Consider the following 14,827-nt stretch of genomic DNA (forward strand, 5'->3'; position numbering starts at 1 on the left):
CACTGGGCCGCGGCGTCGTCGGCGACCGCCGAGAGAGCCAGAAAGCCCGCCGCAGCCGGCAGCCAGGTCATGATCCGCACCCCCATGGGCCGACCTCCAGATGAGTTTTCGCGCGATCCGCAAAGCACGCGGACCGTTCCAAACTGCATCAGACGCCAAAAGCCTTGCGTTTCCGTTGCCTTCGCGGCCCGCCCCTTGCGGCATTCCGTCCGGAGACGAATGTCGTGTTTCACCCTGATACGCAGCTGCTGATCGATCACTGGACCGGCCTGGCCCGCGCGGCGGACGTCCGCGGCGGGATTCCGGCGCGCGCCGGGCTGTATCCCGAGGCTCTCGGCCGCTGCCTGCCCCGCGCCTTCGTGGCCGACTGGCAGGACGGTCAGGCCATGCTGCGCCTCGCCGGGACGGCGCTGGAGCTGTTCTATCGCCGCCCGCTGGCGGGAGACTCGCTAGCCGCACTGTGGCGGCCCGCCTCGAACGACCTGATCGAGGCCGCCCTGGCCCAGTCCGTCCGTGAAGCCCGCCCCGTGGTCGTCGTCGGCCTCGCGCCCGGCGATCCCGCCGTTCCGGTCGAGATGGTGGTCGCTCCCCTGCGCGGCCCTACCGGGCGGCCGGACCAGCTGCTCGGCCTGTTCGCGCCCGCCGTCGCCCTGACGCCGCTCGCCAAGGGAGCCGCTCTGCTGACCGCCCGCGTCGCGGTCGCCGCTGGAGAGCCCGGCCGTCCCCCGCTAAGCCTCGCCGCCGTTCAGGGCCGCCGCATCGCCTGATCAGGCGCCGACCTCGGTCAGGTCGCGCACATAACGCTTCCAGTTCTGGACATAGTGGGCGGCCGAAACCCTCAGCGCCTCGATCTGGCCGGGCTCCAGCTCGCGCACGACCTTGCCCGGCTGGCCCATGACCAGGGAATTGTCAGGAATCACCTTGCCCTCGGTGATCAGGGCGTTGGCGCCGATCAGGCAGTTCTTCCCGATCTTCGCCCGGCCCAGCACCACCGCGCCGATGCCGATCAGGGTGTTGTCGCCGATCTCGCAGCTGTGGAGCATGACCATATGCCCGACGGTCACCCCGTCGCCGATGGTCAAGGGCTCGCCGGGATCGGAATGCAGCACGCTGCCGTCCTGGATATTGGTGTCCCGGCCGATGGTGATGGGATCGTTGTCGCCGCGCACGACCGCGCCGAACCAGACACTGGCGCCGGGTTTGAGAATCACATCTCCTGTCACCACGGCATTTGGCGCAACCCAGTATTCGCCCTCAGGCGGAAGCTGCGGTTTCTTGTCCGCCAACGCATAGATCGTCATCGAAACATCACCTCATCTTTGGCTTAATCAGCGCTTTAAGCCTTCGTAAACCACGCTAGCATCAATCTGTTGATGCGATTCGAGACCGACATTTCGGCCCCGGATCCGTAACCGGATCAAGCCCGGTCCGGTCAAGCAGGGGGAACGCGCGTGGTGCGTTCGGTTCGGCGGCTCCGTCCGCTGGAAGTTGATCCTTCCTCCGACCCGGGCGGATGCGTCGCATCCTCTTCTCTCCTCCCCACGATCGTTCGAGGCGATGCTTTTGCGGCATCGCCTTTTTTCATGCCCTGGAGGCGTCCATGACCAAACGTGCGGCCCTGAAGCGTCAGACCCGTGAAGCATCCCGTGAGTTCGGGGTGCTCGATACGAGCCAGTTCATCCAGGACTCCAAGGTGCGGCGCTTGCCGACCCATGCAGGCTGGTCGCCCAATCCGTCGAATGACGAGCGGGACCAGGCCTATCTGAAGACGCTGAAACCCAAGTCGGACGGCCAGGCCGAGCTGATGACGATGATCGATCATCACAACCTGGTCCTGGCGCTCGGCCCCGCAGGGACGGGCAAGACCTATCTGGCCGTGGCCAAGGCGGTCGAGGCGCTGGAAGCGGGCAAGGTCGGACGCATCGTCCTGAGCCGCCCCGCCGTCGAGGCCGGCGAATCGATCGGCTTCCTGCCCGGCGATATGGAGGACAAGCTGGCCCCCTATCTACGCCCGCTCTACGACGCCCTGTCGGACCGGCTCTCGATGAAGCGGGTCAAGGCGCTGATGGCCGAGGGCCTGATCGAGATCGCCCCGATCGGCTACATGCGCGGCCGCACCCTGAACAACGCCTTCATCGTCGTCGACGAGGCCCAGAACTGCACCTACGTGCAACTGAAGATGCTGCTGACCCGCCTGGGCTGGCATTCGACCATGGTAGTCACCGGCGACCCGCAGCAGTCCGACCTGCTGCCGGGCATCTCCGGCCTGTCGGACATCGCTGAACGCCTGATGCCCGTGCCGGACATCGCCGTGGTGCGCCTGGCCGAACAGGACATCGTCCGTCACCCGCTGGTCGCCTCGATGATCGGCGTCCTCTAGGCGGCTAAAGCTTTCCGATCAGATCAGGTCGCGAACCGGAACGCTCTCCACCTTGGGGGGCGTTTTTGGTTTGGCCCCAATGCGATCGATGAAGGCGAAGACGAACGGGTTCAGCGAGATCGACAACAGGGCGGCGGCCAGGATCAGGTCGTGCGTTTCCTGCCGCATCCCGCCCAGCTGGACGCTGAGCGCCGCCAGGATGAACGAGAACTCGCCGATCTGGGCCAGGGCCGCGGCGACGGTCAGGCTGGTCGCCTTGTCCAGCTTGAACACGGTCGTGATGGCCAGCGCCGCGATCGACTTGCCGACGATGACGATGGCCAACAGGCCCAGCACGGCCAGCGGACGGTCGATCAGGATATGCCAGTCGAACAGCATCCCCACCGAGACGAAGAACAGCACGGCGAAGGCGTCGCGCAGCGGCAGGGAGCGCTCGGCGGCGTTATGGCCCAGCGGCGAACTGTTCAGCACCAGCCCGGCCAGGAAGGCGCCCAGGGCGAAGGAGTGGAACAGGGCGTAGGCCACCCAGGCGATGCCCAGGGCGATCGCCAGAACGCCCAGGGTGAACAGCTCGCGCGACTTGGTATGGGCGATCCGCACCAGCACCCAGGGCAGCACCTTGGCGCCCACGACCAGCATGACCGCGGTGAACCCCGCGACCTTGAACAGCGTCCAGCCGATCGACCCGGCCAGCTCGCCGCCGTTCAGCGTGCTGCCCGGCTGGATCACCAGCAGCGGCAGGATGACAAGGGCGATGACGATCACCAGATCCTCGACGATCAGCCAGCCCATGGCGATGCGGCCGACGTCGCCCTTGACCTGTTTGCGCTCTTCCAGCGCCCGCAACAGCACCACGGTCGAGGCGACGGACAGGGCGAACCCCATCAGGATGGCCTCGAGATCGCTCATGCCCATCAGCCGACCGAGGCCCCAGCCCAGCGCCGTCGCCGCCGTGATCTGCACCAGGGCGCCCGGGATGGCGATCTTGCGGACCTTCATGAGGTCGGCCAGCGAGAAATGCAGCCCGACCCCGAACATCAGCAGGATCACCCCGATCTCGGCCAACTGGGGCGCCAGTTCGGTGTCCGCGACGAAGCCGCCGGTGTGCGGTCCGACCACGATGCCGGCGACCAGATAGCCCACCAATGGAGACAGCTTCAGCCGGTTGGCCAGCATCCCGAACAGGAAGGCCAACACGAAGCCGCCGACCAGGGTAAGGATCAGGCTGTCGGCGTGGCTGGCCACGTGCGCGGCTTGCTCGGCCACATCGGCATGCGTCATCGGCGCTCCTTCGAGTGCGTGGGGAAATCCTTGCGGGTTGAAGCGTCACATCTGGGGCCTGAAGCCCCGCTGGACAAGGAAAAACCGGGTTCCGCGACGCTGTGCCGCCAGAAAAACCCTTCGCGCGCGAGGCGCGGGCTGCTAACCCGAACCGCTCAATCTTTCAGCGAACCGAATGAAAATCCCCCGTATCGCCTACGCCGCCTACGGCTTCGCCCTTGTTGTGATCGTCCTCGATCAACTGACCAAGGCCTGGGTCCTGTCCGGCCTGAACATGCTCGACGCCAGCGGCGCGATGCTGGATCGCGAGCTGTGGGGCTATCGCTCGATCGAGGTGCTGGGCTCGTTCTTCAAGATCACCTTCGTGGCCAATGACGGCGTCAGCTTCGGCCTGTTCGGCGGCGGCGCCGGTCGCTGGTTCCTGAGCGTCTTCTCGATCGGGGTCGCCGGCCTGCTGGGCTGGTGGGCGCTGAAGGCCGACCGCCGCCTGCTGATCACCGCCATCGGCCTGGTCATCGGCGGGGCCGTCGGCAATGTCATCGATCGCATCCGTTTCGGCTTCGTGGTCGACTTCGCCGACTTCTCGGGCACCGGCGTCTTCCCGTGGGTGTTCAACGTCGCCGACAGCGCCATCACCATCGGCGTGATTCTGCTGATCCTCGACAGCCTGCTCTCCGAACGCGCGGCCAAGGTTGGCCTCGCCGCCGAAAAGTCGTAATCAGCCGCTTCCACTAGGGTTTACGCGTGCGCCTGTCGGCGCGCTGCACCGGGATTGATCATGCGTCTTCGCACTACCGCCGTTCTGACCCTCGCCGTGTCCGCGCTCGCGCTGGGCGCGTGCAGCAACCTCCAGCAGAGCATCGGCCTGTCCAAGGTGACGCCCGACGAGTTCCTGACGGTTTCGACCGCCCCGCTGACCGTGCCGCCGGAATACGGCCTGCGTCCGCCGGCGCCGGGCCAACCGCGCCCGCAGGAGCTGGCCCCGGAATCGGCCGCCCGTCAGATTCTTCTCGGCCAGCGCCAGTCCGTCACCCGTTCGCCGGGCGAGCAGATTCTGGTGGCCCAGGCCGGCGGCGACCGCGCCGACCCGCTGGCGCGCTATGTGATCGACGACGAGTTCGGCGATCTGGCCCACAAGGAAGAGAGCTGGGCCAACCGCATCATGTTCTGGCGCCGCGACGACGCCTCGACCCAGGCCGCGACCACGACCCAGACGTCGGAAGGCGCCCTGACCATCGACGCCGCCAGCGAATACGCCCGCATGCAGGCGCTGACCGGCGGCCGCGGCGGCATCACCATCACGCCGCGCCGCGACTCGGGCTTCAAGCTCCCCGGCCTCTAGGACCGGATCCAGCGTTAGAGAATCAGGCCCGGACGCCCAGCGTCCGGGCCTTTTTCGTTCCAGCTTTTGGGTTCATGCCTTGGCGGCGCCGGCGCGCAGGCCCCGCTCGGCCAAGGCCACCACAGCCACGCCGCCCAGGGTCATGGCCGCGCCGGTCAGGATCTGCGGGGTCAGAACGTCGTCCAGCAGGGACCAGCCGATCAGTATCGAGACCACCGGCGTGGCCAGCAGATAGGGCGTCACCCGACCCGCCTCGCGTTTCTGCACCAGCCAGAAGACCAGGGTCGTCGCCAGCACCGAAGAGACCAGCCCGGCCCAGATCAGGCAGGCCCAGATCAGGGCGTCCGCTTTCTGGATCGCTTCCCACTGCCCCCGCTCGAACATCGCCGAACCGAACGCCAGCGTCGGCAGGGCGACCAGCGACAGCAGGCCCTGCATCTTCAAGGGCGGGATCGAGGTGGTGCGGCGGGCGATGACCGTCGTGATGGCCCAGGCGCTGGCGGCGGCGACGCCGACGGTGATTCCCTTCCAGTCCTCGATGGCATGGGCGTCCAGCGTCATCCAGGCGACGCCGAGGAAGGCCACGCCCATTCCGATCAGGGCGAATCGCGACAGGCGCTCGCCCAGCAGCAGGAAGGCGAACAGGGCGGTGAACGGCACCCACAGCTGGGTGGCGACGGACACCGGACTGACGTCATGCGCCAGCCAGAAGGCGAGATAGACGAGGCCGTAGTGCAGCGGCCCGCCGATGCAGACGATCAGCAGCAGGCTCTTCCAGTTCGGGAAGGGCGGGCGGACGAAGGGAATCAGGCAGGCCGCCGCGATGGCGAATCGCAGGGCGCCGGTCATCAGGGGAGGCAGGACCTCGGTCGCCACCTTGGCGGCGGCGTTGTTCACGCCCCAGATGACGACGATCGCGACGATGGCGCCGATCTCGATGAGGCTGAGCGGGCTGTGAGGCTTGTCCGGGGTGATCACCGCACCGGGTTAGCCCGTGAACGTGCCGGGTGCGAGACCCGCACCCGACACTTCACATTTCGGAATGTGGCCGTGAAGGCCGAACCGTTCCCTAGAACGGAATGTCGTCGTTCAGGTCGTAGCTTTCCTTGGGACCCGAGGGCTTGTTGGCGCCGCCGGTCGAGAAGCCCGAGGAATAGTCGTCATCGCCGCGCGACTGACCGCCGCCGGCGCCGTCCGAACGGCCGCCCAGCATGGTCAGTTCGCCGCGGAACTTCTGCAGCACGATCTCGGTGGTGTATTTCTCGACGCCGCCCTGCTCGTATTTGCGGGTCGTGAGAGAGCCCTCGACGTAAACGGTCGAGCCCTTCTTCAGATAGTTCTCGGCGACCTTCACGATGTTCTCGTTGAAGATGACCACCCGGTGCCACTCGGTCTTTTCCTTCCGCTCGCCGGTGGCCTTGTCGCGCCACGTCTCCGAGGTCGCCAGGGACAGGTTGGCGACGCGTTCGCCCGAGTTGAGGGTGCGGATCTCCGGGTCCTTGCCCAGGTTGCCGACCAGAATGACCTTGTTGACGCTGCCCGCCATCATCGAGCTCCTTTAGCTAGCTGGCCCACCACGCTTTTCGCGCTGATTCAGGCCGTTCTCACGTGGCCTAGCGCGCTTTCGCGCCGCCGGGGCCGATTTGTCGTCGCAATCCACAGAAGCGCGACTTGTTCCACCTTTGTTCCACACTGTCCAGCGCGAAGCGGACCCTACCGCGGCGGGGCGGCGACCGGCGCCGGCGGTCCGCGGGGGGCGTCCACCTCCTGCTGGATCGCGCCCGGAATGGCCAGGCGGCCGTCTCCGGTCCGGGCCAGCGCCATGAAGCGCGAGCCCTCCAGCGTCTTGCCGAAGGAGACGCCGGCGCGGTCGATGAAGATGAACTGGCCCTGGTAGGAACCGATGACCTCGCGGCGGCTGCCGCCCAGGCTGAGGAAGCGCAGCCGCATCTCTTCAAGACGGGCGGCGCAGAATTCGATCTGCGGCTGGTCGCGCGCGACGACGTTGAACGTCGGCGCCTCGCCTTCCTTGCCCAGCTCGACCGCGTAGCAGACGCCCGGATCGAACGGGGCCTTGGTGGTGTTCTGGCAGGCGCCCAGCGCCAGGAGGCCGACGCCCGCGGCGAGAACGATGGAGGTGCGCTTCATCAATGGAGATCCGGGAACTGGCAGCGGCGGTCCTGATCCGCCAGCAGGCGGAAGCGGTTGTTGTCGGGCGATTGTTCCACGCGGCGCGGGACCAGGCGCAGGGTCGTCTCGCCCCAGCGGCCGTACAGGGCCTCGCCCGGGCGCACGCAGGTGCCGGCGTACAGCGCGACGACGCACTGGTTCAGGCTCATGCCCGACGACACCGTCCGCCAGTCCGATCCCGTGTAGCGCAGGCAGGCGCCGCCGGCCGCCGCCGGCTGCGGCGCGGGTTGAGCGGGCTGGGTCGATTCGATCGGCGTGGCGTCAGGCTGGGTCTCGGTCAGTTCGACCGGGGGCGCCGACGGCGGCGGGGTCAGGGAGGCGGTCGGGGCGGCGACCAGATTGCCGGTCGCATCGACACCGACATCCAGAGCATCCGTGGCCAGGCCGTTGCGGCGCGCGCAATCGGTCAGGGTGGCCATGCCGACGAACTGGCCGTCGACGTAGCAGCGCAGCTCACGCGTGGAATCCAGACCCGGCGCATCCGCCACGGAGACGGTCAGCCCGCCTTGCGCGGCCGGCGGCGGCGCGGCGGGCTCGTCACGTCCGCCCGTCATCAACAGGCCGACGATGACGGCGATCACGACGGCGACTGCGGCGCCGATCGCGATGAGGATACGGTTGTCCTTGGGCATGAAAGGCTCGCGCGGATGGAGCCCCCAATAACCCCGCCGGAGCAGGGCCCGTCAACGCTTTACGTTGACGGCGTCAGCCGCCGCCCAGACGCGCAAGCGCCGCCTGGTAGTTGGCCAGCTGGGCGGTCAGGTAGGCCGGGGCCTGGCCGGTGACCGCGGGCTTGGCCGATTCCGGGGACAGCGCGCGATAGGCGTCGCGGATCGCCTTCATCGCCGCCTGCACCTTCTCCCCGGCCGTCTTGACCGCGGCGGCGTCCGTGAGGGTCAGGTTGGTCGGCAGGCCCAGGCCGAAGGTTTTGGTGACGTCGTCGCCGACCGTCTTGCCGATATAGCCTTGCGACAAGCCCAGCCCCGCCAGTGCGTCGCGGCCGGTCTCGCCCGAGGTCAGCACGGCGCCCTTCACCCCGTCGCGCGCGACGATGGACAGGCGCTGCAGACCGGTGCGCAGGGCGGTGGCCAGATCGCCCGGCTCGGCGCCCTTGGCCGTCTCGGACACCACGGTGACCTTCAGCTTCATGTTCGAAGCCTGTTCGATCTTGCGGCCCAGGCTCTGCAGGGTGTCCCGGGCTTCGATGGTGACCGCCACGGGCCGGCCGCCGTCGGCGGGCGACACGTAGAATCGGTCGCCGGCCCGCAGGGAGGTGGCGTTAGTCAGGGTCTTGGACTGGCTCTGGTCGATCTCGCCCTGCGGCAGACCCAGCCGGTCCAGCACGCTGGCGCCGCCGGCGGCGACCGCCAGCGTCAGGGGCTTGGCCTGCGCCCCGTCCCCTTCCCAGTCGCGCCGCCACTCGACCGCGCCAGTCGTCGGGTCGATGCGGGTCAGATAGGCCTTGGTCGGATCGGTGGCCTTGGCGTCCTCGGGCCGGTTGGCGATGCCGGTCAGCCAGACCTTGCCGCCCTGGATCTTCATGTCCGCGGCGCTGTCGTCGCCCGCGCCGCCGACATAGGTCAGGCGGTCGTCGGTCGAGGCGACCAGGCTGTCGTCGATCACGGCCACGAAGGCGTCCTTGCCGCCATGGTGGGCCGTGGTGATCGTGCCGACGCCCAGCGACGCGTTACGGGTCGTGCCGCTGATGATCACCTTGCCGTTCTCGACGGCCAGGCCGCTGATCTCGCCGCTGGCGTCGCCCAGATCGCGCGTGGCGGCCAGGGTCGGCTTGCCGTCCGCCGCGAGGGTGAACTGGCGCACCACGATGCGGCCGTCCTCGACGCCCGCCGAATAGAGATTGTTCCCGTCCACCACGATGGCGTCGACGCCGTCGGTTCCGGCCGTGCCGAACTGCGAGACCCCCGCCGCCTTGGAGACGACGGGCGCATACTTGTGTTCCTGGGTCTCGCTGAACGCCTGGACGTAGCCGTCCCAGCCGCCCACGCCGACCGTGCCCGTCATGGCCGACTGGGCGCGCCCGCCCACATAGACCGTGCCGTTGGGACCGAAGCTGACCGAGGTCGCCTCGTCGGCGGCGCGGGCTCCGCGGCGCTGGGTCCAGACCTCCTGCCCTTCCGCATCGAAGACGGTCACGAAGCTGTCGGCGACGGTGGCCACATCGCCCGCCTTGCCCGCGTCCAGCGCGCCGGTGACCGAACCGGCCACGGCCACCCGGCCGTTGGCGTCGACGGCGATGGCGTAGCCGCTGGCGGTCGAGGCCGCGCCGATGGCCTGGGTCATGACCACGCGGCCGGCGGAATCGAGCTTGATCAGCGCGACGTCCCTCTGGCCCTTGATCGGCTGGTTGTCCGGGCCCGCCTTGAGGTCCGCCACCATCCACACCGAACCATCCGGTCCCGTGGTGCTGGCGCGGACCGTCTCGACGCCCTCCGGCAGGCCGGTCTGGGAAGCGCGGCCGTCGACCCACTGGGTCTCGCCGACGCCGGCGACGGGCGGGGGCGCGGCGCCGCCGGTGTCGCTCTGGAATTTGAGCATCTGCAGGCCGCCGGCCGTGCCGGAGCCCTGCACCACATAGACGGCGTCCGCGGCCGTGGTCGGGGTGAAGCTGACCTTTTCGGTCGTCACGCCGCGCACCACCAAGGCGAACTGGTCGGGACCGGCCGGCAGGGTGACGGTCTTGCCGCCGACGGTCATGGTCTTGGGTTCAGGCTTGACCAGTTCGCGGCCGAGCCGCGTCTCCAGCCCGGCATCCCCAAGCTTGGCGTTGATGTGGTCCAGCACATTGGTCAGCGTCCGGGGCTTGGTCCCCATGTCCGCAAGGTCGATGGCCACCGACTTGGTGGTGTTGTCGCCCTTCTTGACCGTGATGTTGAACTGCACCTCGCCGGCGAAGGCCGGGGCCAGCGCGTCGGGCGAGCCCTCGTGAATCGGCCCCGTGACCGAGATCGCGCCGTCCCGCGCCACGGCGGCGGTGGTCTTGCTGGTCGAGGACGAGGTGCCCTGCACCAGACGGATGGCGTCCAGATCCGCGCCCGGCAGCCATTTGCCGACCTCGGCCATGCCCGCCGCGAACCGCTTGTTCAGCTGGGTCATCTCCAGGGCGGTCACGCCCTTGGTCCCCGCGCGGGTGATCAGGGCGTTCATGGTCTCGAGGCCCTGATACAGGGCGAACAGCTTCTTGTAGTCGGTCGAGGCGCCCTTGATATCGAGCTGGGCCGCGCCCTCGTTGATGAAGTCCCGGCCGCCCAGGGCGGCGCGCAACAGCGCGCTCTGCTCCGGCGCCTTGACCGAGGTCGACCACGGCGGCGTCGGCTGGGCCTTGGATTTGGCGAGCGCATTCAGGGTCGAGTACGACGTCGAGGGCGACGCCGTTCCACCGTAGAGACCCAGAAGATAGCTGTTGTTGATCACAGAGCGCTCCTCGCGCGCAGTCTGACGCCTGAGCTGTAACGAGGGCTTAACGGCCGGGTTCGGAGCGACTTCCGCCGCGACTCAGGGAACAATGGTCGACAGCACCCGTTTATCGCGTGCCGGATACGGAGGAGTGCCTGATGAGTGCCTTCGTCAACGCCCTGAGATCGTTGCTTTCCTTGTACGGCTTCGGGCCGCGCGGCGCGAACCGCCGACGACCCGAACCCGTTTCCATCGGCCGCTCCGGGAGCCGCCGGCTGGCTTAGCCTTGGAAGAGCGACAGGATGATCTGCGGCGCCTGGTTGGCGATCGACAGCGATTGCGCGCCCAGCTGCTGCTGGACCTGCAGGGCCTGAAGCCGGGCGCTTTCCTTGGCCAGGTCGGCGTCGACCAGGTTGCCGATGCCCGATTCCAGCGTGTCGACCAGCTTGGACACGAAGGTGTTGTGCGCCTGGATCTGCTTGGCCTGGGCGCCGATCTCGCCGAGGGCGGCGTTCAGCTGGGTGATCGAATCGTCCAGCTTGGTCAGCGCCGTGGCCGCGCCGGTCAGGGTCATCAGGCTGTCGCTCAGCGACAGCTCGATGATCGAACCGCCCAGCGACAGGTTCTTCGACGCCAGGGTCACGAAGGCCGAGGCGTCGGCGTTGGCCAGGAATTTGATGCCGGTGGTCAGCGAGCCGTTCAGGATGTTGCCGCCGTCGAAGGCCGCGTTGTCCACCGCCGACTTGATCGCCTTCATCAGGGCCTGGAAGTCGGCGTTCAGCAGCTGGCGCGACTGGGTCTTCAGCGAGGTGTCCTTCGCCGCGGTGACCTTTTCCTTGAGCTGGTTCAGCAGGTCCGAGATCGATTCGCCGGCGGACAGGGCCACGTCCGCGATCGAGGTCGCGCGGTCCAGGCTCTGCTTCACCGCGCCGAGCGCGCCGACATCCGCGCGCTGGGTCTGGGCGATGGCCCAGATCGCGGCGTTGTCCTTGGCGCCCTGGACTTTCAGGCCCGTGGAGACGCGACTCTGCACATCCGCCAGGCGGCTGTTCGTCGTGGTCAGGTTCTGCAGCGCGATCTGCGCGGCGACATTGGTATGGACGCTATTCGTCATCCGACTCGGCCCTTCGAGGTTTGGCCAAGGCTAGAGGACGAACCGTGCACACATGGTTAACAGCGATTCACCACGCGTCTTAACCGCGCGGATCGCTCCTGCGCGGCGTTTCGTGGGGTCTCGAATGCGTCAGGCCCGGGTGTCGATCACCGCGCCGGCGCTGTAGTCGGTGTCCTGCATCAGGCCGACGACCTGTTCGCGGGGCAGCTGCTTGACGACCTCGCCGGTGACCCGGTCCATCGTCTTGTAGATGAAGGATCCGGACCGGGGCCCTTCCTCGATCACCAGACGGTAGCGAGCGGCCTGTTCGGCATCCTGCTGCGCCCTGGAGTCATGGAAATCGCCGCCGGTGGCGACGGGGACGGTCGGAATTTCGTAAGCGGCTACGGCGCCAATCTTCGCATTGTTTTGCATGTCTCCTGCCGACCGTTGTTAAAACGGCGGTTCCCTTCAAGGGGACTGGAGACCGGTTGGGCGGGGCCCTAGGACCCCGCCCTTCCGGTCAAGTTCCTTAGCGGAACAGTCCCAGCAGCGTGGAGGTCGAGGAGTTGGCGATCGACAGAGCCTGCACACCCAGCTGTTGCTTGGTTTGCAGCGCTTGCAGTCGGGCGCTTTCCTTGGCCAGGTCGGCGTCGACCAGGTTGCCGACACCGGCTTCGATGGTGTCTTGCAGCTTGCCGACGAAGTTCAGGTGCGTGCCGAACGACTTCGAACCCGTGCCCAGACGGGCGAGCGAGGCCGAGACCTTGTCGATCGAGGCGTTGACGGCTGCCAGAGCCGTGCCGGCCAGGGTGGAGGTGCCGATGGTCATCGTCGCGGTGACGGTGACGTTGGCGCCGCCCAGCGACAGGTTTTCACCCGCCACCTTGATGGTCGTACCCGAAGTGTTGGCCAGGGCCTTGTAACCACCCGTGCCGGTCGAGTTGTCCAGCAGGTTGACGCCGTTGAACTTGGCGTTCGAAACCACGGTCGCGATCTGGTCGCGAATGGCCTTGAAGTCTTCGTTCAGAGCAGCGCGAGCCGAAGTGGTCAGGCTCTTATCGGTGGCCGAGAGGGCCTTTTCCTTCAGTTGGCCGAGCAGGTCAGAGACCGACTCACCAGCCGAAAGCGCCACGTCCACGGCCGACTGACCGCGGTTCAGGCTGTCCTTGACAGCGCCCAGGGCGCTGACTTCGGCACGTTGCGAGGTGGCGATGGCGAAGATGGCGCCGTTGTCCTTGGCGGACGAGACGACCTTGCCGGTGTTGATACGGCTTTGAACCGTTTGCAGTTCGCTGTTCGTGATCGACAGGTTCTGCAGGGCGACCATTGCGCCCACGTTCGTGTTAACGCTGTTCAGCGCCATGACGAGTATCCTTGTTTCAAGGTGTCCGACGCCATTTTGGCGGCCGGGAGCATTTTGCTCAGGGGACACCGCAGCAAGGGCGGGGCCAGTCGCTTTTCCGCCATGCCAGACGAGCGACCATTGTTTTTGTTGCGTTAGTTCCTGTTAAGCACGTACCGACCCCGGTAATTTCTGCCGGGTCCCGGCAAGATCTGCCGGGCAAGGCCTGCAGAAACTGCCGCAAGCCTACGATCCGCCCTTCCGCCAGCGGTCCTGCAGGGCGCGTTCGGCCCGCAGGGTCTCGACCGCGGCCTGCCGGGCGGCGTCGCACTCCGCCAGGGCCTGGCCGCGCGCCATATAGGACGCCTCAAGATCCGCCAGGGTCGGGGCGGCCGGCAGTCGGTCCAGCCGGCACGGCGTCAACGCCGCCTGGGGCAGGACCAGCCGGGGCGGCGACGCAGACGGCGGGCGCGAGGCGGCACAGCTCGCGGTCATGACCGCGCAGGCGATCGACGCGATCAGGGGCCAGCGGGAGATCGGAGTCATGGGCGTTCCTCGCCTTGGCCTCGGCGGCGGCGGTGACCCGCGCCAGATCGACCGATTGTTGATGTTGCTGTTCGAGACGACGGGTCTGGGCCGCCGCGCCTTCGACCTCCAGCCCACGAGCCTGAGCCTCGGCGGTCGCCGCCTCGGCCTGCCGTTCGGCGCGCTCCAGGCGCCGGGCGCCGAGACCGAACGGGTCCCAGTGCAGGCCCAGGCCGCGCCCGGCGACGACCAGGACGACGATCAGGATGATCGCGGCCAGCCCGACGCCGGCCGGGGTCAGAAGACGCAGGAGGGTTCGCGGGCTCACGGAAAGACCTTCCGGTCGAGTTCGAAATGCGGGCCGTCGCGCAGGGTCGTCCAGTCGCCGCCCCAGACGATGGCCGTTCCCTGCCGGGCGGCGGCGGCCTTGAAGGCCGCGGCGATGCGGGGATACAGCGGCCAGTCCCATCGCACCTGCCCGTCGATCAGGGCGGCGACATCGACCGCATGGCCGGTCAGGTGACGCGAGTTCTTCGTCCGGCTCGCCCCGGCGCGCACCAGGGCGGCCTGGCGATCGGGCGTGCGCAGTCCCTCGGTGACCATGAAGTCCACCGGCGTCAGGGTGATCGCCTCGTTGACCACGGCGACCAGGCGCGGATGCACGCCCGCCATGCGGGTCAGGGAGCGGGTGGAGAGGCGGAAGGCCATCAGCGTCCCTCCCCGCCCGGTCCGGGCCGCAGAAGGCGCAGGCTGACGATCAGCTGCTGCGCGCTGGGCGCGACCAGATAGAGCACCATGGTCAGGGCCAGCAGGCTCATCAGCCCCTCGACCAGCCGCGGCGCCGCCGCGGCGGGGACCAAGGGGATCAGCCGGTCCAGCAACAGCCAGGCGACGCCGCTCGTGGCGAACACATAGAGGCGGCGCCACAGCCACCGCCCCTCGGCCAGCGGCGAGACCTCTTCAGGGATCGCAGGATCGGTCATCGGTCGTCCTCCATCTCATCAAGGCGCCATCCGTGGCGCCGCCAGCCCACGTCCGCCGACGCAAGCAATTCATCCTTCGTCAGCCGCAGCGGGACTTCCCGGGCGTCGGGGTCCAGGGTCTCGGCCTCGTCGGGAGTCCAGTCGGCGTGCATGGCGGACCTCATCCCTGGGCGATCAGCCAGACGACGCCGGGCGCGCCGGAGCCTCCGACGCCGCCTGCGGTCACGCCCGCGCCCCCGCCTCCGCCGCCGCCGCCCACGGCCCCTCCGGCCCC

General features: G+C 68.1%; 19 protein-coding genes. 4 read left to right on the forward strand and 15 right to left on the reverse strand.

Features of this window, described 5'->3' with window-relative positions; translation table 11 throughout:
* A partial coding sequence (locus Q0C81_RS06370) for a hypothetical protein (RefSeq protein WP_291835196.1) occupies positions 1-233 on the reverse strand: 233 nt, incomplete at its 3' end.
* Here Q0C81_RS06370 and Q0C81_RS06375 point away from each other — a divergent pair.
* Positions 225-767 (forward strand): PAS domain-containing protein, encoded by a 543-nt coding sequence (locus tag Q0C81_RS06375; RefSeq protein WP_291835199.1) that lies wholly within the window; start codon positions 225-227, stop codon positions 765-767. The two genes, Q0C81_RS06370 and Q0C81_RS06375, sit on opposite strands and share 9 nt — an antisense overlap.
* Here Q0C81_RS06375 and Q0C81_RS06380 read toward each other — a convergent pair whose 3' ends face one another.
* The gene (locus Q0C81_RS06380; protein WP_291835202.1) at positions 768-1,301 is read right to left on the reverse strand and encodes a gamma carbonic anhydrase family protein; all 534 of its coding nucleotides are present in this window, start codon (positions 1,299-1,301) and stop codon (positions 768-770) included. It lies immediately after the preceding gene.
* A 287-nt stretch (positions 1,302-1,588) separates the two neighbouring features.
* On the opposite strand from Q0C81_RS06380, the gene Q0C81_RS06385 reads away from it, so the two are divergent.
* On the forward strand, positions 1,589-2,380 hold the full coding sequence (locus tag Q0C81_RS06385) for a PhoH family protein (protein ID WP_291835247.1): 792 nt from the start codon (positions 1,589-1,591) through the stop codon (positions 2,378-2,380).
* 18 nt (positions 2,381-2,398) lie between these two features.
* On the opposite strand, the gene Q0C81_RS06390 is transcribed toward Q0C81_RS06385, so the two are convergent.
* Positions 2,399-3,661, reverse strand: a complete 1,263-nt coding sequence (locus Q0C81_RS06390) for a cation:proton antiporter (protein WP_291835204.1) — start codon at positions 3,659-3,661, stop codon at positions 2,399-2,401.
* Between the two features lie 175 nt (positions 3,662-3,836).
* On the opposite strand from Q0C81_RS06390, the gene lspA reads away from it, so the two are divergent.
* Positions 3,837-4,379 carry a signal peptidase II gene (gene lspA / locus Q0C81_RS06395; RefSeq protein ID WP_291835207.1) on the forward strand — a complete coding sequence of 181 codons (543 nt, stop codon included), beginning with the start codon at positions 3,837-3,839 and terminating at the stop codon, positions 4,377-4,379.
* Between the two features lie 60 nt (positions 4,380-4,439).
* Positions 4,440-5,003 (forward strand): DUF3035 domain-containing protein, encoded by a 564-nt coding sequence (locus Q0C81_RS06400; protein ID WP_291835209.1) that lies wholly within the window; start codon positions 4,440-4,442, stop codon positions 5,001-5,003.
* A 72-nt stretch (positions 5,004-5,075) separates the two neighbouring features.
* On the opposite strand, the gene Q0C81_RS06405 is transcribed toward Q0C81_RS06400, so the two are convergent.
* The 12 genes from Q0C81_RS06405 to Q0C81_RS06460 all read right to left on the reverse strand — a co-directional run bounded on the left by Q0C81_RS06405 (position 5,076) and on the right by Q0C81_RS06460 (position 14,705).
* Complete coding sequence (locus Q0C81_RS06405) at positions 5,076-5,981, reverse strand: DMT family transporter (protein WP_291835212.1); 906 nt, start codon at positions 5,979-5,981, stop codon at positions 5,076-5,078.
* A gap of 91 nt (positions 5,982-6,072) precedes the next feature.
* Positions 6,073-6,549, reverse strand: coding sequence for a single-stranded DNA-binding protein (gene ssb / locus Q0C81_RS06410; RefSeq protein ID WP_291835215.1), 477 nt, complete (start codon positions 6,547-6,549; stop codon positions 6,073-6,075).
* A 167-nt stretch (positions 6,550-6,716) separates the two neighbouring features.
* Positions 6,717-7,151, reverse strand: a complete 435-nt coding sequence (locus tag Q0C81_RS06415; RefSeq protein ID WP_291835219.1) for a hypothetical protein — start codon at positions 7,149-7,151, stop codon at positions 6,717-6,719.
* A complete protein-coding gene (locus Q0C81_RS06420; protein ID WP_291835222.1) occupies positions 7,151-7,825 on the reverse strand; it encodes a hypothetical protein in 675 nt (224 codons plus the stop codon). Before Q0C81_RS06420 ends, Q0C81_RS06415 begins: the two co-directional genes overlap by 1 nt.
* A 73-nt stretch (positions 7,826-7,898) precedes the next feature.
* On the reverse strand, positions 7,899-10,625 hold the full coding sequence (locus tag Q0C81_RS06425) for a transcriptional regulator (protein ID WP_291835225.1): 2,727 nt from the start codon (positions 10,623-10,625) through the stop codon (positions 7,899-7,901).
* A gap of 262 nt (positions 10,626-10,887) precedes the next feature.
* Positions 10,888-11,721 carry a flagellin gene (locus Q0C81_RS06430; protein ID WP_291835228.1) on the reverse strand — a complete coding sequence of 278 codons (834 nt, stop codon included), beginning with the start codon at positions 11,719-11,721 and terminating at the stop codon, positions 10,888-10,890.
* Positions 11,722-11,850: 129 nt separating this feature from the next.
* A complete protein-coding gene (locus tag Q0C81_RS06435; protein ID WP_291835231.1) occupies positions 11,851-12,135 on the reverse strand; it encodes a flagellar protein FlaG in 285 nt (94 codons plus the stop codon).
* Positions 12,136-12,232: 97 nt separating this feature from the next.
* Positions 12,233-13,066: a flagellin gene (locus Q0C81_RS06440; RefSeq protein WP_291835234.1), complete on the reverse strand. Its 834-nt coding sequence runs from the start codon at positions 13,064-13,066 to the stop codon at positions 12,233-12,235.
* A gap of 346 nt (positions 13,067-13,412) precedes the next feature.
* Complete coding sequence (locus tag Q0C81_RS06445; protein ID WP_291835237.1) at positions 13,413-13,898, reverse strand: hypothetical protein; 486 nt, start codon at positions 13,896-13,898, stop codon at positions 13,413-13,415.
* Positions 13,895-14,278 (reverse strand): M15 family metallopeptidase, encoded by a 384-nt coding sequence (locus Q0C81_RS06450; RefSeq protein WP_291835240.1) that lies wholly within the window; start codon positions 14,276-14,278, stop codon positions 13,895-13,897. The genes Q0C81_RS06445 and Q0C81_RS06450 overlap by 4 nt, the downstream gene beginning before the upstream one ends.
* Entirely contained in the window at positions 14,278-14,553 is a 276-nt protein-coding gene (locus tag Q0C81_RS06455; protein WP_291835243.1) for a hypothetical protein, read from the reverse strand. The genes Q0C81_RS06450 and Q0C81_RS06455 overlap by 1 nt, the downstream gene beginning before the upstream one ends.
* Positions 14,550-14,705, reverse strand: a complete 156-nt coding sequence (locus Q0C81_RS06460; RefSeq protein ID WP_291835245.1) for a hypothetical protein — start codon at positions 14,703-14,705, stop codon at positions 14,550-14,552. The genes Q0C81_RS06455 and Q0C81_RS06460 overlap by 4 nt, the downstream gene beginning before the upstream one ends.
* Positions 14,706-14,827 lie beyond the last annotated feature (122 nt).

Origin of the sequence: Brevundimonas sp. (assembly GCF_023259385.1) — a bacterium.
Classification (GTDB): domain Bacteria; phylum Pseudomonadota; class Alphaproteobacteria; order Caulobacterales; family Caulobacteraceae; genus Brevundimonas.